The 16150-nt window shown below is 70.4% G+C and carries 15 protein-coding genes and 1 pseudogene; 10 read left to right on the top strand and 6 right to left on the bottom strand.

All coding sequences use genetic code 11. From position 1 onward, the window contains the following. Positions 1–110: 110 nt before the first annotated feature. Positions 111–1934, bottom strand: a complete 1824-nt coding sequence (locus BM417_RS35820) for an ABC transporter ATP-binding protein (RefSeq protein ID WP_093603702.1) — start codon at positions 1932–1934, stop codon at positions 111–113. Between the two features lie 123 nt (positions 1935–2057). Beyond that, positions 2058–2867 carry an SDR family NAD(P)-dependent oxidoreductase gene (locus BM417_RS35815; RefSeq protein WP_093603700.1) on the bottom strand — a complete coding sequence of 270 codons (810 nt, stop codon included), beginning with the start codon at positions 2865–2867 and terminating at the stop codon, positions 2058–2060. A gap of 86 nt (positions 2868–2953) precedes the next feature. On the opposite strand from BM417_RS35815, the gene BM417_RS35810 reads away from it, so the two are divergent. Beyond that, the gene (locus tag BM417_RS35810) at positions 2954–3397 is read left to right on the top strand and encodes a MarR family winged helix-turn-helix transcriptional regulator (RefSeq protein ID WP_093603698.1); all 444 of its coding nucleotides are present in this window, start codon (positions 2954–2956) and stop codon (positions 3395–3397) included. A 438-nt stretch (positions 3398–3835) separates the two neighbouring features. Here the strand turns inward: BM417_RS35810 and BM417_RS49485 are convergent. Then, positions 3836–3985, bottom strand: a pseudogene (locus tag BM417_RS49485) (TerC family protein); the annotation flags it as partial. 15 nt (positions 3986–4000) lie between these two features. Beyond that, the gene (locus BM417_RS35800) at positions 4001–4903 is read right to left on the bottom strand and encodes a LysR family transcriptional regulator (protein ID WP_093603695.1); all 903 of its coding nucleotides are present in this window, start codon (positions 4901–4903) and stop codon (positions 4001–4003) included. Between the two features lie 78 nt (positions 4904–4981). Between BM417_RS35800 and BM417_RS35795 the strand changes: the two genes are divergently transcribed. Genes BM417_RS35795 through BM417_RS35780 form a run of 4 tightly spaced genes read left to right on the top strand, consistent with a single transcriptional unit; the run spans position 4982 to position 8400 of the window. Continuing rightward, complete coding sequence (locus BM417_RS35795) at positions 4982–6196, top strand: acetyl-CoA C-acetyltransferase (RefSeq protein WP_093603693.1); 1215 nt, start codon at positions 4982–4984, stop codon at positions 6194–6196. Next, positions 6196–6960, top strand: a complete 765-nt coding sequence (pcaD, locus tag BM417_RS35790; RefSeq protein ID WP_093603691.1) for a 3-oxoadipate enol-lactonase — start codon at positions 6196–6198, stop codon at positions 6958–6960. Before BM417_RS35795 ends, pcaD begins: the two co-directional genes overlap by 1 nt. Beyond that, complete coding sequence (locus BM417_RS35785) at positions 6957–7733, top strand: CoA transferase subunit A (RefSeq protein WP_093603689.1); 777 nt, start codon at positions 6957–6959, stop codon at positions 7731–7733. The genes pcaD and BM417_RS35785 overlap by 4 nt, the downstream gene beginning before the upstream one ends. A 1-nt stretch (position 7734) precedes the next feature. Next, positions 7735–8400: a CoA transferase subunit B gene (locus BM417_RS35780; RefSeq protein WP_093603687.1), complete on the top strand. Its 666-nt coding sequence runs from the start codon at positions 7735–7737 to the stop codon at positions 8398–8400. A 95-nt stretch (positions 8401–8495) separates the two neighbouring features. Here the strand turns inward: BM417_RS35780 and BM417_RS35770 are convergent, their stop codons facing one another. After that, positions 8496–11390 carry an AfsR/SARP family transcriptional regulator gene (locus tag BM417_RS35770; protein ID WP_093603685.1) on the bottom strand — a complete coding sequence of 965 codons (2895 nt, stop codon included), beginning with the start codon at positions 11388–11390 and terminating at the stop codon, positions 8496–8498. Between the two features lie 121 nt (positions 11391–11511). On the opposite strand from BM417_RS35770, the gene BM417_RS35765 reads away from it, so the two are divergent. The 4 genes from BM417_RS35765 (at position 11512) to BM417_RS35750 (ending at position 14029) form a co-directional block, all read left to right on the top strand. Then, on the top strand, positions 11512–11943 hold the full coding sequence (locus BM417_RS35765) for a hypothetical protein (RefSeq protein ID WP_093603683.1): 432 nt from the start codon (positions 11512–11514) through the stop codon (positions 11941–11943). 14 nt (positions 11944–11957) lie between these two features. Beyond that, positions 11958–12422: a peptidoglycan-binding domain-containing protein gene (locus BM417_RS35760; protein ID WP_093603681.1), complete on the top strand. Its 465-nt coding sequence runs from the start codon at positions 11958–11960 to the stop codon at positions 12420–12422. Positions 12423–12489: 67 nt separating this feature from the next. Further along, positions 12490–13161, top strand: a complete 672-nt coding sequence (locus BM417_RS35755; RefSeq protein ID WP_093603679.1) for an AIM24 family protein — start codon at positions 12490–12492, stop codon at positions 13159–13161. 223 nt (positions 13162–13384) lie between these two features. Next, positions 13385–14029: a dihydrofolate reductase family protein gene (locus BM417_RS35750; protein ID WP_093603918.1), complete on the top strand. Its 645-nt coding sequence runs from the start codon at positions 13385–13387 to the stop codon at positions 14027–14029. 7 nt (positions 14030–14036) lie between these two features. Here BM417_RS35750 and BM417_RS35745 read toward each other — a convergent pair whose 3' ends face one another. Then, positions 14037–14927 carry a helix-turn-helix transcriptional regulator gene (locus BM417_RS35745; RefSeq protein WP_093603677.1) on the bottom strand — a complete coding sequence of 297 codons (891 nt, stop codon included), beginning with the start codon at positions 14925–14927 and terminating at the stop codon, positions 14037–14039. Between the two features lie 193 nt (positions 14928–15120). Between BM417_RS35745 and BM417_RS35740 the strand changes: the two genes are divergently transcribed. After that, on the top strand, positions 15121–16098 hold the full coding sequence (locus tag BM417_RS35740; protein ID WP_093603675.1) for an aldo/keto reductase: 978 nt from the start codon (positions 15121–15123) through the stop codon (positions 16096–16098). Positions 16099–16150: the final 52 nt, after the last annotated feature.

Below are 16150 nucleotides of genomic sequence, written 5' to 3'. Positions count from 1 at the left end.
CCCGGCCGATCCGCTGCGCCGCTCGCACGCCACACCGGCCAGGGCGACCGGACTGCTCGTGGCACCTGATCACGCCGCTTCCGGATAGGGCGTGTCCTGTCGCTTCGGGCTCACCGGGCCCGTTCACCGGACAGGGATTCGTCGGACACGGCCTCGTCGAGGAAGCCGCCGGACTGGTGGCGCCACAGCTTCGCGTACGTCCCCTCGGCGTCGAGCAGTTCCGCGTGGGTGCCCTGTTCGACGATCCGGCCCCGGTCGAGCACGATCAGCCGATCCATCCGCACGACCGTGCTCAGCCGGTGTGCCACGACGATCGCGGTGCGGCCCTCCATGAGCCGCCACAGCGCCTCCTGGACCAGCACCTCGCTCTCCGAGTCCAGCGCGCTGGTCGCCTCGTCCAGCAGCAGGATCGGCGCGTCCCGCAGGATGGCGCGGGCCAGCGCGACCCGCTGCCGCTGTCCGCCGGACAGTTTGATGCCGCGTTCGCCGACCATCGTGTCGAACCCGTCGGGCAGCGCGTCCACGAACTCCGTCACGTGCGCGGCGTGCGCGGCGCGGTGGATCTCGGCGTCGGTCGCGCCTGGCCGTGCGAACGCGATGTTCTCGCGCAGCGTCCGGTGGAACATGGCCGGGTCCTGGGGCACGTACCCGATCAGGCCGCGCAGGTCGGCCTGGCTCAGGCGGGCGATGTCCTGGCCGCCGATGAGGACGCGGCCCCGGTCGACGTCCATCAGCCGCAGGAGCAGCCGGGTGAGCGTGGTCTTGCCGCCGCCGGAGCGGCCGACGAGCCCTATCCGCGTGCCTGCCGGGATGTCCAGGTCGAGCCCGTCGAACAGCGGCTCGCCGCCGCCGTGCGTGAACACGACGTTCTCGAACCGGACCCGGGAGTCCTTCACGCGCAACGGTTCCGGGTGCGACAGGTCGAGCACGGTCGGCGGGTCGAGCAGCAGTTCGGTGAACTGGGCCGCCTCGGTGAGCGCGCTCTCCACCTGCCGGTAGATCTGGTTGAACTCGAACATGATCCGCGTCGCGTTCCCGAAGTAGGCGAACGTCACCACGATCGCCTCCACGCCGAGGCCATCGCTGACCCCGATCGCGACCACGAGGCCGAGCACGTTGGTGAGCACGGACAGCGGCGCGATCACGGTGTCGATGCGCAGGTTGTTGTAGTCCCACGACCGCAGTGCCAGCGTTCGCTGCTTGGCGGCACGGGTCCGGTGCTCCGCGCCCTCGCGCCGCTCGGCGGCGAACGCCCGCACCGTCTCCATGTTCGTGAGCGTGTCCGAGACGTGTCCGGACACCTGGGCGATGGCGGCCTCGCGCTGGTCGACCAGCCGCTGGCGGTGGCGGATGAGCGGCGCGACCACACATCCCGTGACGAGGATCAGGCCGACCAGCACCGCGACGAGCACCGGGTTGTAGCTCCACAGCACGACGCAGGCGAAACCCAGCGGGATGAGGTTGGCGAAGATCTTGAACGCCAGCGCGTCCACGAAGTCCTCGAAGCGGAACGCGAAGCTCAGCACCCGTTTGGTGAGCGATCCGGCGAAGTTGTCGTGGAAGAACGCCGCGTCCTTCCCCAACAGCTCGTCCATCGCGAGGGCGGACAGGTTCTCGATCCCGCGGCCGTCCACGCGGTTGAGGCAGTGCAGACCGATGCGCCACAACAGTTCCGAGAGCAGCATGAAACCGCCGAAGGCCAGCACGTACGGCAGAACGGTGCTGGGGCTTGTGTCGCCGCCACCAGCAAGCTTTCCCACGAGCCCGCCCACCGCCAACGGCGCGAGATAGAGCTGACAGGTGACGCCCAGCGCGGGCAGCACGAGTGCGCCCACGGACATGAATCCGTGGCGCCGCAGTTCTTTTCCGTACAGGCGCAGGGCGAGCGGCACCGCGTTCTTGCGGACAGGCCTTTCCGATTCCGGCGCGACCATCCGACCCCCCTCCGGACACCTCGGCTTCCTCATGCTGCCGCAATGGGCCGGGTCGCAGCGATCGAATATCGCCGCGCGGACGGGGTCGGCGGAGTGCCTCGCGCCAGCGCGGCGACCGCGTACTCAATGCAGATCGGTGACCACGTCGAGGCCGAGCTTGCGGTTGAGAGCGGCGACGGCGTTGGTGACCGTCCGGCGAGGCATCACCCGCGCCACGAGCGTCGTCAGCCGATTCACCCCGCGGCCGGGATAGGAGGCGACGCGCCCGCGCGCGAAGTCGTCGAGCGTGCGGGCGGCGACCGACTCCGGCGGATCCGTCACGCGCGGATCCATCGTGGCCGTTGTGCCGTCGAAGAAGCCGGTGTCGGTCGCTCCCGGATGTGCGGCCATGACGCGGACCCCGGAGCCACGTAGTTCCTCGGCGACGGCCTCGGTGAACGACAGGACGAACGCCTTCGTCGCGGCATAACTCGCCTGGTAGGGCATCGGCTGGAACGCTGCCGTCGAGCCCACGTTGATGATGCCGCCCGCTCCCCTGGCCACCATCTCGCGACCGAACAGGTAGGTGAGCTCCATCAGGGCCCCGACGTTGAGCGCGACCGAGCGGGCGCTCTGGTCGAAGGGACGCTCGAAGAACCTGCCGGCCGAGCCCGAGCCGGCGTTGTTCACCAGCAGGTCGACCTGAACACCGCGGTCGGCGACAGCCTTGGCGAGCACCTCGGAGCCGGCAGGAGCCGCAAGATCAACGCCGATGACCTCGGCGGTCACGCCATGTGCGGCCCGCACCTCCGCCGCGAGGGCTTCCAGCGCCGCCGTGGTGCGTGCCACGAGCACCAGGTTGGCGCCCCTGCGCGCCAGTTCCAGCGCATACGCACGCCCGAGCCCTTTCGACGCTCCGGTGACGAGCGCCGTGATGCCGTTGAAGGAGTCCATGACCCACCCCAGTCGTTCGAGTCTCGAAGTATCTCCCGGCGAGCATAACAAGTTCGAGACTCGAAGCAAGTTGCTAGACTGCCGCCATGAACGAGGACGGGCCGGTGGCGGCCGTACGAGCCATCCACGAGGTGTTCATGCGCACCGATGCGGCGATCACCGGCCCCCTCGCGGAAATGGGCCTGACCACCGCGACCGCTCAAGCGCTGTGGGCGCTCGATCCGGACGACGAGCCACCGTCGATGAAGACCGTGGCCACCCGCCTGCACTGCAACGCCCCCAACCTCTCGTTCGTCGCAGACCAGCTCGCCGCACGTGGACTGGTCGAACGCGTCCCCGACCCGCGAGACCGACGTTCACGCGCGCTCGTCCTCACCGCCAAGGGCGAACAGGTGCGTTCGCAGGTCATGCGCACCGTGGTCGAACACAGTCCGTTGTCCGCCCTGGAGCCAGACGACATAGCCGCTTTGCTATCCATTTTGGACAAAGTTGTGGCCGTCACGCCGCGCGGCAGTGCGCCCACGTCCTAGAGGGACAGATCGTCGAGTGGTGTCGTTGAGGGCGCGGATGATCGCCGGGCGCTCGGACGGCTTCGTGCCACGAAGTGCGATCAACATGATCAGGACGCGGGAGCCCACGACACCCAGCAAAGCCAGAACACCGGCCGCACCGAGACCAGACCACATGGCCACCTCCCGCTTCTCCGCACAGATCAGTGTGACCGCCGCCTCCGCCACAGCGCCAACAAGGGTGCGGCGCACCAACCTGCGCAACCGGCAGGAACCGCTCAACTCTCCCTGCGGCCGGCAACGATGCGACAACCGGACTCACCCGAAAAGACCACCTGGTTGCCGCGCAGCCCCTCGAGAGACAGCTCGACGTCGCTGAAGCCGAGGATGACCGGCTGCGAAGACCAGGAACGACTCCTCGGTGACGCCGAAGATCGCGGGGATCGAGCCGAGTGCGAAGAGCGCGAACAGGATGCCGATCAGCACCACCTCGTACTGGTGGATCGCGGGCACGCGGACCGTCCTGATGATCAGGAAGACGAAGAGGTTGTCGACGCTCAGCGAGTACTCGGTGATGTACCCGGCGAGGAACTCGCCCGTCCAGTGGCCAGTGCCGCGGTCGGCTCAGCGCGCCTGCGGTCTTGTCCTTTCCTGCCACCGCGCCAGCAGCCCGAGCGCCCTCGCGAGCACCGGCGAGTCGTCGTCGGCGCGCACGGCGGCCACGAGCTCGATGCCCTGTTTTCCCGCCAACGGGCGATAGGTCGTGCCGGGCACGCCGAGTTCCGCCACGGGTTCCGGCACGACGGCCACGCCCAGTCCGGAGGCGACGAAGGTGACCAGGGTCGAGGTCTCTGCCACCTCGTGGCGGATCCGCGGCTCGAACCCCGCCGAACGGCACAGGTCCGTGACGATCCCGTGCATGACCGAACGGCCACCTGACGCGTGCACGATCAGGTCCTCCTCGCGCAGGTCCTCGATCTTCAGCCGCTTTCGCCGGGCGAGGCGGTGGTCCTCGGGCAACGCCACGATGAGCTGGTCGCGGCGCACCGAGGTCGCTTGCAGCGCGGAGTGCTCGACAGGTGGGCGCAGCAGCGCGAGGTCGATGCGGCGGGACAGCAGGGACTCGAGCTGGTCCGGTGCCAGCATCTCGCCCCGGAACACGAAGTCGACGGCCGGAAGTTCCTCTCGCAGGGCTCGGGCGAACGCGGGCAGCAGGCTGTAGGTGGCCGAACCGACGCACCCCACGACCAGGCGGCCCTGCATGCCCTCGGCCACCCGTCGTGCCTCGGCCGCCGCGTCGTCCACAGCGGCCAGCACGGCTCGAGCCCGGTCCAGGTAGACCAGCCCGGCGGCGCTGAGGTCGACCTTTCGGGTCGTGCGGTGCAGCAACGTCACCCCGAGCTCGGCCTCCAGCTGCTGGATCTGCTGCGAGAGCGGCGGTTGTGCCATGTGCAGGCGTTCGGCGGCGCGCCCGAAGTGCCGCTCCTCGGCGACCGCCACGAAGTACCTCAGATGACGAAGTTCCACCGATTGATACTCGCAGAGTCTCAGTCGCCGTTAAATGAGTATTTCTGGATATCACCGAACCGCCCTAGGGTCGAGGGCATGACCGACGTCGTGATCTGCGAACCCCTCCGGACCCCGGTCGGACGGTTCGGCGGGGCCCTCGCCTCGCTCAGTGCCGCCGACCTCGCCACCGCCGTGCTCACGGAACTGGTGCGCCGCACGGGGCTGCGGGAGGGCGATGTCGACGACGTCGTGCTCGGGCAGAGCTACGCCAACGGTGAATCGCCGGCGATCGGCCGGATCGCGGCGCTCGACGCGGGCCTCGGCGTCGGCGTTCCCGGCCTCCAGATCGACCGGCGCTGCGGATCCGGGCTCCAGGCCGTGCTCTACGCGGCGGGTCAGGTCGCGACCGGAGCGGCGAAGGTCGTCGTGGCGGGTGGCGCGGAGTCGATGTCGCAGGTCGAGCACTACGCGCTGGGGCTGCGCACCGGTGTCCGCAGCGGCGGGATCGAGCTCGTCGACCGGCTCGACCGGGCCAGGGAGACGGCCGGTGGCCGGTTCCACCCGGTGCCCGGCGGCATGCTCGAGACAGCCGAGAACCTCCGCCGCGAGTACGGCATCTCGCGGGCCGAACAGGACGAGTTCGCGGTGCGGTCGCAGCAGCGCTGGGGTGCCGCCGACCAGGCGGGCAGGTTCGCCGATGAACTCGTGCCGGTGACCGTGCCCGGCCGCCGCGGCAAGCCTGATCTCACCGTCGACCGCGACGAGCACCCCCGCCCGGACACGACGCTCGACGACCTCGCCGCGCTGCGACCGGTGCGGCTGAAGCTCGACCCCGAGTCCACGGTCACGGCGGGCAACGCCAGCGGTCAGAACGACGGTGCCGCGTTGTGCGTGGTCACCACCCGCGAGGAAGCCGACAAGCGCAGGCTGCGGCCCGTGCTCACGCTCAGGTCGTGGGCCGTCGCCGGGGTCGGGCCGGAGGTGATGGGCATCGGACCGGTGCCCGCCACGGCCGCCGCGCTGGACCGGGCCGGGCTCACCCTCGACGACATGGACGTGATCGAGCTCAACGAGGCGTTCGCCGCCCAGGTGCTCGCCTGCCTGCGCGAGTGGAAGGTCGACGCCGGCGACGAACGGCTCAACCCCAACGGTTCCGGCATCTCGCTGGGGCATCCGGTGGGCGCGACCGGGGCACGGATTCTCGCAACGCTCGCGCACGAGATGCGCCGCCGCGGCAGCCGCTACGGCCTGGAGACGATGTGCATCGGCGGCGGTCAGGGTCTCGCCGCCGTCTTCGAAGCGGTGCGCTGATGAACGTCGCCGAGGTCCACCACGTCGTCACCGGCAGGCCGGACGGCCCGGTCGTCGTGCTGTCCAACTCGCTCGGGTCGACGCTGGAGATGTGGGACGCCAACGTCGGCGCGCTCGAAGAGCACTTCCGGGTGGTCCGCTACGACACCCGCGGCCACGGCCGCTCCCCCGTCGTGCCCGGCCCGCACACCATCGACGCCCTGGCCGGCGATCTCGTCGTGCTGCTCGACCGCCTGGGCGTGCGGAAGGCGCACCTCGTCGGGCTGTCGCTCGGCGGCATGACCGCGTTGCGGGTGGCCGCCCGCAACCCCGAACGCGTGGACCGGCTCGCGGTCCTGTGCACCAGCGCCTGCCTCGGACCGGCGGCGAACTGGACCGACCGCGCCGCCCTCGTTCGTGCGCAAGGGACGAAGGCGGTCGCCGAGGCCGTCGTCCAACGGTGGTTCACCCCCGCGCACCAGGACCGCGCGCGGTGGGTGGCGATGGTGTCCGCCACCCCGGCGGAGGGCTATGCGGGCTGCTGCGAGGCGATCGCCGCCATGGACCAGCGCGCGGACCTCGCCAGGATCAGCGCGCCGACACTGGCGATCGCGGGAGCGGACGACCCGGCGACGCCTCCGCGGCACCTCGAGGAGATCGCCACGTCGGTCCAGGACGGCCGGCTGCTCGTCGTCCCCGGCGCCGCGCACCTCGCCAACGCCGAGCAACCGGACGTCGTCACGGCGGCGCTCGTCGACCACCTCACGAAGGAGAGCCACTCATGAGCCTGGACAAGGTGGCCGTCGGGCCGGCCGAAGCCGTCGCCGGCGTCCGGTCTGGCGCGAGCGTCGCGGTCGGAGGGTTCGGGCTCGCGGGCATCCCGTGGTTCCTCATCGAGGCCTTGCTGGAGCAGGGCGCGGACGACCTCACGATCGTCTCCAACAACTGCGGTGTCGACGGCGCCGGTCTCGGGCTCCTGCTCGAACACCGCCGCATCAGCCGGGTCGTCGCGTCGTACGTCGGCGAGAACAAGGAGTTCGCCCGGCAGTACCTGGCCGGAGAGCTGACCGTGGAGCTCACTCCACAAGGGACACTCGCGGAACGGCTGCGCGCCGGCGGTTCGGGAATCGGCGCCTTCTACACGCCGACCGGTGTCGGCACGCCCGTGTCCGAGGGCGGCCTCCCGTGGCGGTACCACCCGGACGGCACCGTCGCGCTCTCCTCACCGCCCAAGGAGGTCCGCACCTTCCACGGCAAGGAGATGGTGCTGGAGGAGTCGATCGTCACCGACGTGGCACTCGTGCGCGCCGCGATCGCCGACCGCGCGGGCAACTGCGTCTTCCACGCCGCCGCCCGCAACTTCAACCCGGCCGCCGCGATGGCCGGCCGGTTCACCGTCGTCGAGGCCGAACGCGTCGTGGAGATCGGCGAGATCGACCCGGACCACGTGCACCTGCCCGGCGTGTTCGTGCAGAGCGTCGTCGCGCTCACCCCGGACCAGGCCGCCCGCAAGGACATCGAGAAACGCACCACCCGCGCCCGCCAGGAGGCGAACTGACATGGCCTGGACCCGCGACCAGATGGCCGCCCGCGCCGCACTCGAACTGCGCGACGGCGAGTACGTCAACCTCGGCATCGGCCTGCCCACGCTGATCCCCGACCACCTGCCGGCGGGCTCCACGGTGACGCTGCACGCGGAGAACGGCATCCTCGGCGTCGGCCCGTTCCCCTACGACGACGAAGTGGACCCCGACCTCATCAACGCGGGCAAGCAGACCGTCAGCGTGCTGCCGGGAGCCTCGTTCTTCGACTCCCCCACCAGCTTCGCGATGATCCGCGGCGGCCACATCGACACCGCCGTGCTCGGCGGCATGCAGGTCTCCGCGCACGGCGACCTCGCGAACTGGATGGTGCCGGGCGCGATGGTCAAGGGCATGGGCGGCGCGATGGACCTCGTGAGCGGCGCCCGCCGGATCATCGTCCTGATGGACCACGTCTCCCGCGCCGGCGACCCGAAACTGGTCGCCACCTGCACCCTGCCGCTGACCGGACGCCGGGTCGTCTCCCGCGTCATCACCGACCTGGCCGTGCTGGACGTCGCGGACGGGGCGTTCCGGCTGGTCGAGCTCGCACCCGGCAGCACGGTCGAGGACGTGGTGGCGAGGACGGGCGCGCCGGTGCTCGCCGGCGAACTCGGTAGGAACCCGGACAGCGTCCGGGCGTGATCACGCCGAGGACGCGCGCGACGCCGCCAGTTCGGTGCGCGAGCGCACGCCGAGCCGCGGTAGATCCGGGCTGCCTTTGTTCCCCTACCTGGACATCAAGGTGACTCCGCTGGCGAAACACCCTTCGGACATCCACTCGTGAGTCCACTCGCCATCGCGTCGAGCCGCCGGGCGTTGATCGGGTCGGGGGCGCGGAGGTGCAGCTGCCGGGCCGAGTCGAACGCCCGCTGTGCGGCGCCGAGATCGCCTGTCTCGGCGCGGACGCCGCTCAAGTCCAGATAGGCCGCGACGGCGAGATGCACGTCGTCCGTGTCGTGGTAGAGCTTCGCGGCCAGCGCGAACTCGTCGGCTGCGGCGGCGGTGTCGCCGATGGCGCGCAGGCTGTGGCCGAACTCGCGGTGTGCGAGGGCTTCGGTCATCTTGTTGCCGGCCTCCACGACCGGCGGCAGCGCGGACCGGAAGACCCGGACCGCGTCGTCGTGCCGGTGCGCCCGCGCGTGTGCCTGGCCGAGGGACAGCAGGGAATCCCCTTGCTGGCCGATGAGATCGTCCTCGCGGGCGATGGCCAGGGATCGTTCGTGATGCTCGACCGCGCCGGCGAAATCACCGAGCAACGACTTCGCGTCGCCGATGTTCTGGAGCACGATGGCCATGTAGCCGCGGTCGTCGAGTGCCGCGAACAGTGCGAACGCCGCCTCGTACGAGGCGAGGGCGCCGGCGGTGTCGCCTTGTTCGTGGTGCATCCAGCCGAGGTTGTTCAGCGTCGCCGCTTCCCGTTGCGTGTTGCCGGCCTCCCTGGCGATGGCGAGGCAACGCTGCTGTTCGCGCACCGCCTCGGCGACGCGTCCGGCGTGCACGAGGGCGATCGAGAACTGTGCTCTCGCCCGGCATTCGAGGTCGGTGTCGTCGAGCTCCATCACGGCGTCGACCGCGAACCGCAGCAGGCGCACGCCGAGCAACCACGTGCCGCGGTGCTCGAAGTAGCCGCTCAGCAGGAACGGGATCTGCCAGGCCACTTCGCGTCGCCGCGTGGCCACGGCGTGGTGGACCAACGCGGAGAGGGCGGACTTCTCGTCGTCCAGCCACGCCAGCACGTCCAGCGCGGTGTCGAACGGCGCCGCCGGGTCGGCTTCGACGACGGCCGGCCGGTAGGGCACGAGCAACCGGTCCGCCGCGGCCAGCCTGCCGACGTACCAGGCGTAGAGCCCGTCGAGCGCCGCCTCACGGGCCGGCCGATCCTCCTCCGCTTCCGCGAGTTCCTTGGCGTACAGGCCGATCAGGTCGTGGAAGGAGTAGCGGCCGGGTGTCCGGCAGTCCAGCAGATGAGCGTCGTGCAGCACCTCCAGCAGTCGCGTGCTGCCCACGGTGTCGAGTGCGTCGGCGGCCTCGGAGGTGACATCGAGGTCCGGCACCAGGCCAAGCCGCCGGAACAGCCGGCGCGCCGCCGGTTCGAGGCGCTCGTACGACAGCGCGAACACCGACCGCACGGCCGCTTGGTCGTCGTCGGAGACCGTGAGCGTGCTCAACCGGTTGCGGTTCAGGTCGGCGACGAAGTCGGCGAGCCGCCGGCGTGGCTGGTCCAGCAGGTTCGCGGCGGCGATCCGCAGTGCCAGTGGCAGGTGCCCGCAGGCCTGGGCGACCTCGGCCGCGGCGTCCGGTTCGGCGCCGACCCGTTCGCTGCCGAGGAGGGTCACGAGCAGTTCGTGTGACTCCTGCGGGCGCAGCGGAGCCAGCAACAGGCGGCGCGCGCCGTTGATCGCGACCAGACCGCCGAGACGGCTCCGCGAGGTCACCAGAGTCACGGTCGTGGACGTGCCGGGCACCAGCGGCCGGACCTGGTTCACGTCGTGCGCGTTGTCCAGCAGCACGAGGACCCGGCGGTCGGCCACCAGCGACCGGTAGAGCCCGGCGGCGCTCTCGAGCTCCTGCGGAACGTGTTCGGCCGGCACGCCCAGTGCGCGCAGGAACTCGCCCAGCGCGTGTGCCGCGTCGACCGGGTTCGCGGTGGACGCTCCGCGCAGGTCGACGTACAGCTGGCCATCGGGAAAATCGTCACGCCGCTGATGCGCCCACCGCAGTGCCAGCGCCGTCTTGCCGACGCCGGCGGCACCCGCGATCGCCGAGATCGTCACCAGTCCCGCTCCGCCGGCCACCAAGGCGTCCAGCTCCTTCAGCTCGTCCGCACGGCCGCTGAAGTCGCGGGGAGCGGCGGGCAGTTGCGCGGGCCGGGGACGGCTCGGCCGCACGGGAAGGTCCAGCGCCGGATCAGCCCGCAGCACCTCCTGGTACCGGGCGCACAGGGCCTCGGACGGATCGACTCCCAGCTCGTCGCTGAGCGCTTCCCTCGCCTGGTGGTAGGTCGCCAGCGCGTCCGCCTGCCGTCCGCACCGGTACAGGGCCAGCATCAGCTGTGCCCGGAACCGTTCGTGCAACGGGTGCCGCGCCACCACCTCGGTCAGCTCCGCCACGAGATCGCTGTGCCGGCCGAGCTCCAGATCGACGTCGACGCGCTCTCCCAGCAACGCGAGCCACCGGTCGGTCAGCGCGTCCGACATCGTCAGCACGGCGGGCACGTCGACGAGTTCGGCGAGCGGGACACCGCGCCACAACGCCAACGCGTCGCGCAACAACGCCGCACGCCTGCCCAGGTCAACGGTCGCGTGGGCGTCCGCGACCAGCCGCCGCATCTCGTCGGCGTCGCACTCGCCCGGTTCCACGACGAGCCGATAACCGGCGGGACTGTGCGCTATCCGCGCCGGATCACGGAGCCTCCTGCGCAGCCGATGCACGTACAGCTGCAAGGTCTTCCTCGCGGACGCGGGCGGCGTCGTCTCCCACAGCGCGTCCGCGAGCGCCTCGGCGGACACCGGCGAGTTGGCCGCGCAGAGCAACAGGGCCAGCAGACGGCGCAGCATCGGCTGGTCCAGATCGACGTCTTCCCCTTCCACCGCAACGCGAAGTGGGCCGAGCACGCCGAACTCCGTCTTCATGGTCGCCTCCCGCCGGACGACGGTGGCACCGCGCCGATGAAACCGTCGTGAAACCGGCCGAGTTCACGGTGTTGGCGTAACCGCGGGAACGCGGGACAACGCATCAGAAGGGGGAAATTACATGCGAACTGGGAAGTTCGAGCACAAACTCAGGACCGCCGGCGTGGTCGTGGCCGCGCTGGGCGCCGTTCTGACGGCGGGGCAACCGGCCACCGCGGATCCGGGCGCGATGGCCGTCAGGTCGTGCACCGTCACCACCCAGTGGACGTGCGTGACCGCGCCGCTGTGGGTCGGCAGCGGCGCGAACCCGCACATCGCGACGGCGAACATCCCGTGGACGGCGCCGTACGAGCCGGGCACCCCGGACCCGGTCAACTCGTTCGTCCTCGTCCGGTACCTCGACGGCCCCGGCGATCCGGAGATCCTCCGCGACAACAAGAGGCGGGGGAACGAGCACGACGTCTGGGGCAAGGACTGGAAGCCCGGGAACTACCGGGCGGAGCTGCACTGCCCGTACTCGTGCCAGGGAGCCTCGCTCTACTTCGCCAACTGACCGGGGGGACGATCATGAAATCGATCCGCGCAACACTCGCCGCCACAGCGGTTCTGGCCGCGGTGATCCCCATGGCATCGCCGGGAGTCGCGCAGGCGGCAGCGTCCTGCAACAGCTTCACGACGTACTCCGTCCCAGGCGGATTCATGCGAGTGCCCACGATCGGGTGGGACACCGGCGCCTACAACTGCGATCTGGGCAGGGGCAACTTCGGCGACGCCGTCCGGGTCATCCAGGTGTCGATGCGGCGGTGCATGGGCCAGAACATCGCCGACGACCGCGACTTCGGCCCGAAGACCCAACAGGCGGTGAGGAACGTCCAGGCCAAGCTCAACGAGTGGTACAACGCCGGTCTCGCGGTCGACGGCCGGTACGGCCCGAAGACACGACAAGGCGGCTTCCCGTTCGCCGTGTTCCCCACCTTCGCCACCTGGACCCCGAGAGAGGACGGGTACTGCTACTACAGGATCGATCCGTGAGGTCACGCCGACGCGGGAGGATCACCCCACGGATGCGCGCCGTCATGATCACCTGCATCATCTGACCATGCGCAGCTCACTGTTCAACCACGCAGAGCGGCCCGTCGAGCCGGGAAGCTTCCAACTGCAGAACGAACGCATGCTCAAGGTGGACCTCACCGGCAGCGGCGGGTTCTTCTTCGCCAAGCAGGGATCGATGGTCGCCTACCAGGGCGACGTCGACTTCGCCTACGAAGGCAGCGGTGGTCTCGGCAAGCTGTTCAAGAAGGCCTTCACCGGTGAGGGCATGTCGCTGATGAAGGTGTCGGGCAGCGGAGACGTGTTCCTCGCCCAGGACGCAGACGAGATCTTCGTGCTGTACCTGGAGAACGAAGGCGTCACGGTCAACGGCAAGAACGTGCTCGCCTTCGACAGCAGCCTCAAGTGGGACATCAACCGCACCGAGGGCGCGTCGATGCTCAGCGGCGGCCTGTTCAACACCACGTTCACGGGCACCGGCGCGCTCGCGGTCACCGCCTACGGGACGCCGGTCGTGCTGAACGTGGACGTGCCGACGTACGTCGACATGCAGTCCGCCGTCCTGTGGTCCACCTCGTTGCAGTCCTCGATCCGCAAGACGGCCAAGCTCGGCGCCGTCATCGGACGCGGTTCGGGCGAGGCGTACCAGCTCGCGCTGACGGGTCAGGGCATCGTCGTCGTGCAGGCGTCGGAAGGTCACCCCGTACCGACCGCGCAGTAACGCTCGGTGACTCTCGAACGGAAGCGGCGCACGTTTCACCGTGCGCCGCTTCCGTTCGGCTTGTGGGCGAGCCACGCCAGCCGTGGAGCCGCACCGTTTCGACATCGTCCTTTCGCCCGCCGGGAGGCAGCGGGTCCGGCGTAGGAGCATGATCTTCCGGCCGGACCGATGAGTTCGCGCGGCCCCCGTGGTCCACACGTCGACCAAGAGCGGAAGGAAGCCCATGACCCAGCTGGTGAAGGTCCAGAACTTCGTCGTGTCGCGGGACGGGTTCGGTGCCGGTGAGGACCAGACCCTCGACAGGCCGTTCGGCCACGCCGATCCCGGCACCATGTTCGCGTGGGCGGGTGCCACGGCGAGCTGGCCCAACCGCACCGACCCCGGTGGCAGCCGCGGCCTCGACGACTACCTCACCCGCGACTTCGCGCACAACATCGGCGCGGAGATCATGGGCGCCAACAAGTTCAGCCCGCACCGCGGCCCGTGGCAGGACCACGACTGGCAGGGCTGGTGGGGCGACGAGCCGCCGTTCCACACCCCGGTCTTCGTGCTGACCCACCACCAACGGCCGTCGTTCACCCTCTCCGACACGACGTTCCACTTCGTCGACGGCGACCCGGCCGACGCCCTCGCGCTCGCCAAGGAGGCCGCGCGGGGCAAGGACGTCCGGATCGGCGGCGGTGCCACCACCATCCGGTCGTTCCTCGACGCCGACCTCATCGACACGCTGCACGTCGCGGTGTCCCCGGTCGAGCTCGGTCACGGGGTGCCGCTGTGGAAGTCGCCCGACGAGCTGCTGGACCGGTTCCACGTCGACGTCGTGCCCAGCGCGAGCGGCGTGACCCATCACCTGTTCTGGAGGAAGTGACGTCCGGCTACTGCTCCACGGTCGTGGGGACCTGCGCCGGTCGAGGTGCGGTGTTGTCGAGGAGGATCAGCGCGTCGTGGTCGGGGCTGCCGGGTTCGGCGGTGTAGACACCGATGCGCTGACCTGGCGTGCCTTCGACCTGCAGTGACTGCGACGTGAGGGTGACCGCGCCGACCAGGGGGTGCTGGAAGGTCTTGCGGGCGGGTTTGCGGCCGGCGACCTCGTAGCGTTCCCACAGTCCGGCGAAGTCGGGGCTCTTCAGGAGCAGTTCGCCGACGAGGTTGGTGAGGTCGGGGGCGTCCGGGGCGGTGCCCGCGACGGCGCGCAGGCGGGCGACGCAGGCGGTGATCTGCCGGTCCCAGTCGGGGAACAGGCTGCGGGCGGCGGGGTGCAGGAACAGGTAGCGGGCTAGGTTGCGGTGCTTGACCGGCCAGTCGTCCAGACCCGCGTACAGGGCGAGGCCGCCGGGGTTCCAGGCGAGCATCTCCATGCTGCGGCTGATGACGTAGGCCGGGTTCGGGCGCAGTGACTCGAGCAGCAGCTTGAGGTGCGGGCGCACGGTGCGGCTCGGGGCGGGCGGCGGCTCCCCGGCGTAACGGGCGGCGCGGGCGGCCAGTTCGCGCAGGTGCTGGTGTTCCTGGTCGTCCATCTGCAGGGCGCGGGCGAGGGAGTCGAGGACGGCGGGGCTGGGGCGCGTCTCCTTGCCGCGTTCCAGGCGCACGTAGTAGTCGATGCTGATGCCGGCGAGGGTGGCCAGTTCCTCGCGGCGCAGGCCGGGAGTGCGGCGGATGCCGGTGCCGACCGTGAGGCCCGCGTGTTCCGGACTGGTCTGGGTGCGGCGGGCACGCAGGTAGCGGCCCAACTCGGCGCCCTCGCTGTGCGCGCTCTCGGATGCCATGCCTCCAGTCTCACCCGCCGGCCGCCCGTCCCGCAGACCGCAGAGGGGCCCTGTCGTTACCCCTGAAGAGCCCGCCCTGCCTCGCCGGCGCGATCCGGTCGAAGGTGGGTGAGGAAGACGCCCCTCTCCGTCACCGGGCACGACCTGCCAGGCCGCGCGAGAGTGGGTGACCCCACGATCGGAAGAGGGCGAGATGCGGCACGTCACACTGCGCGACCTGGAGGTTTCCCGGATCGGCCTGGGCGCGATGGGCATGTCCCACGGCTACACCGGCTCCGGCACCGACGACGCGGAGTCGATCAGGACCGTGCACCGGGCGCTGGAGCTGGGCGTGACGCTCATCGACACCGCCGAGATCTACGGCCCCTACGTCAACGAGGAACTGCTGGGCCGTGCGCTTCAGGGCCGCCGCGACGATGTGGTGCTGGCCACCAAGTTCGGCCTGGTCTCGCACACCGGCGGCGGCGAGTGGAACCTCGACTCCGGCCCGGCCAACATCCGCACCGCCGTCGAGGGTTCGCTCAAGCGGCTCGGCACCGACCACATCGACCTCTACTACCAGCACCGGGTCGATCCGAACACGCCGATCGAGGACACCGCCGGCGCCGTCAGGGAGCTGATCGACCAGGGCAAGGTCCGGGCCTTCGGGCTGTCCGAGGCGGGCCCGGACACGATCCGGCGCGCCCACGCCGTCCAGCCGGTCACCGCGGTGCAGTCGGAGTACTCCCTGTGGACGCGCGGCGTCGAGGAGCGCGTCCTGCCCGTCCTGCGGGAGCTGAACATCGGCCTGGTGCCGTTCTCCCCGCTGGGCCGCGGGTTCCTGACGGGCGCCGTGCGTTCCCCCGACCAGTTCGACGAGAACGACTTCCGGCGGGACAACCCCCGCTTCACCGGTGAGAACTTCCGGCACAACCTGGCGCTCGCCGACGACGTCGCGGCGGTGGCCGCCGAGGTCGGTGCCACGCCCGCCCAGGTGGCGCTGGCCTGGCTGCTCGCCCAGGGCGAGGACATCGTCCCGATCCCCGGCACCAAGCGGGTCAGCCGGGTCGAGGAGAACGCCGCCGCGGACGCCGTCGTGCTGACCGCCGGGCAACTGGACAAGCTCGGCAGCATGCCTCCCGCCGCCGGTGACACGCACACCGCGGCCCAGGCGCAGATGCTCGAACGCTGATCACCGTTTCAGACGAGCAGCTCTCTCCAGCACTTCTCCGCCCCTGATCTCC

It is taken from the genome of Lentzea waywayandensis (assembly GCF_900115955.1).
Taxonomy (GTDB): domain Bacteria; phylum Actinomycetota; class Actinomycetes; order Mycobacteriales; family Pseudonocardiaceae; genus Lentzea; species Lentzea waywayandensis.
Note: the sequence above shows the minus strand (reverse complement) of the source record. Positions and strands in the feature narration are given on the sequence as shown.

Coding starts and splice junctions, on each gene's coding strand:
- pcaD (WP_093603691.1), top strand. CDS start 6,196: ATGAACGTCGCCGAGGTCCACCACGTCGTCACCGGCAGGCCGGACGGC.
- BM417_RS35820 (WP_093603702.1), bottom strand. CDS start 1,934: ATGGTCGCGCCGGAATCGGAAAGGCCTGTCCGCAAGAACGCGGTGCCG.
- BM417_RS35750 (WP_093603918.1), top strand. CDS start 13,385: ATGACCCAGCTGGTGAAGGTCCAGAACTTCGTCGTGTCGCGGGACGGG.
- BM417_RS35780 (WP_093603687.1), top strand. CDS start 7,735: ATGGCCTGGACCCGCGACCAGATGGCCGCCCGCGCCGCACTCGAACTG.
- BM417_RS35815 (WP_093603700.1), bottom strand. CDS start 2,867: ATGGACTCCTTCAACGGCATCACGGCGCTCGTCACCGGAGCGTCGAAA.
- BM417_RS35785 (WP_093603689.1), top strand. CDS start 6,957: ATGAGCCTGGACAAGGTGGCCGTCGGGCCGGCCGAAGCCGTCGCCGGC.
- BM417_RS35740 (WP_093603675.1), top strand. CDS start 15,121: ATGCGGCACGTCACACTGCGCGACCTGGAGGTTTCCCGGATCGGCCTG.
- BM417_RS35770 (WP_093603685.1), bottom strand. CDS start 11,390: ATGAAGACGGAGTTCGGCGTGCTCGGCCCACTTCGCGTTGCGGTGGAA.
- BM417_RS35795 (WP_093603693.1), top strand. CDS start 4,982: ATGACCGACGTCGTGATCTGCGAACCCCTCCGGACCCCGGTCGGACGG.
- BM417_RS35765 (WP_093603683.1), top strand. CDS start 11,512: ATGCGAACTGGGAAGTTCGAGCACAAACTCAGGACCGCCGGCGTGGTC.
- BM417_RS35745 (WP_093603677.1), bottom strand. CDS start 14,927: ATGGCATCCGAGAGCGCGCACAGCGAGGGCGCCGAGTTGGGCCGCTAC.
- BM417_RS35810 (WP_093603698.1), top strand. CDS start 2,954: ATGAACGAGGACGGGCCGGTGGCGGCCGTACGAGCCATCCACGAGGTG.
- BM417_RS35760 (WP_093603681.1), top strand. CDS start 11,958: ATGAAATCGATCCGCGCAACACTCGCCGCCACAGCGGTTCTGGCCGCG.
- BM417_RS35755 (WP_093603679.1), top strand. CDS start 12,490: ATGCGCAGCTCACTGTTCAACCACGCAGAGCGGCCCGTCGAGCCGGGA.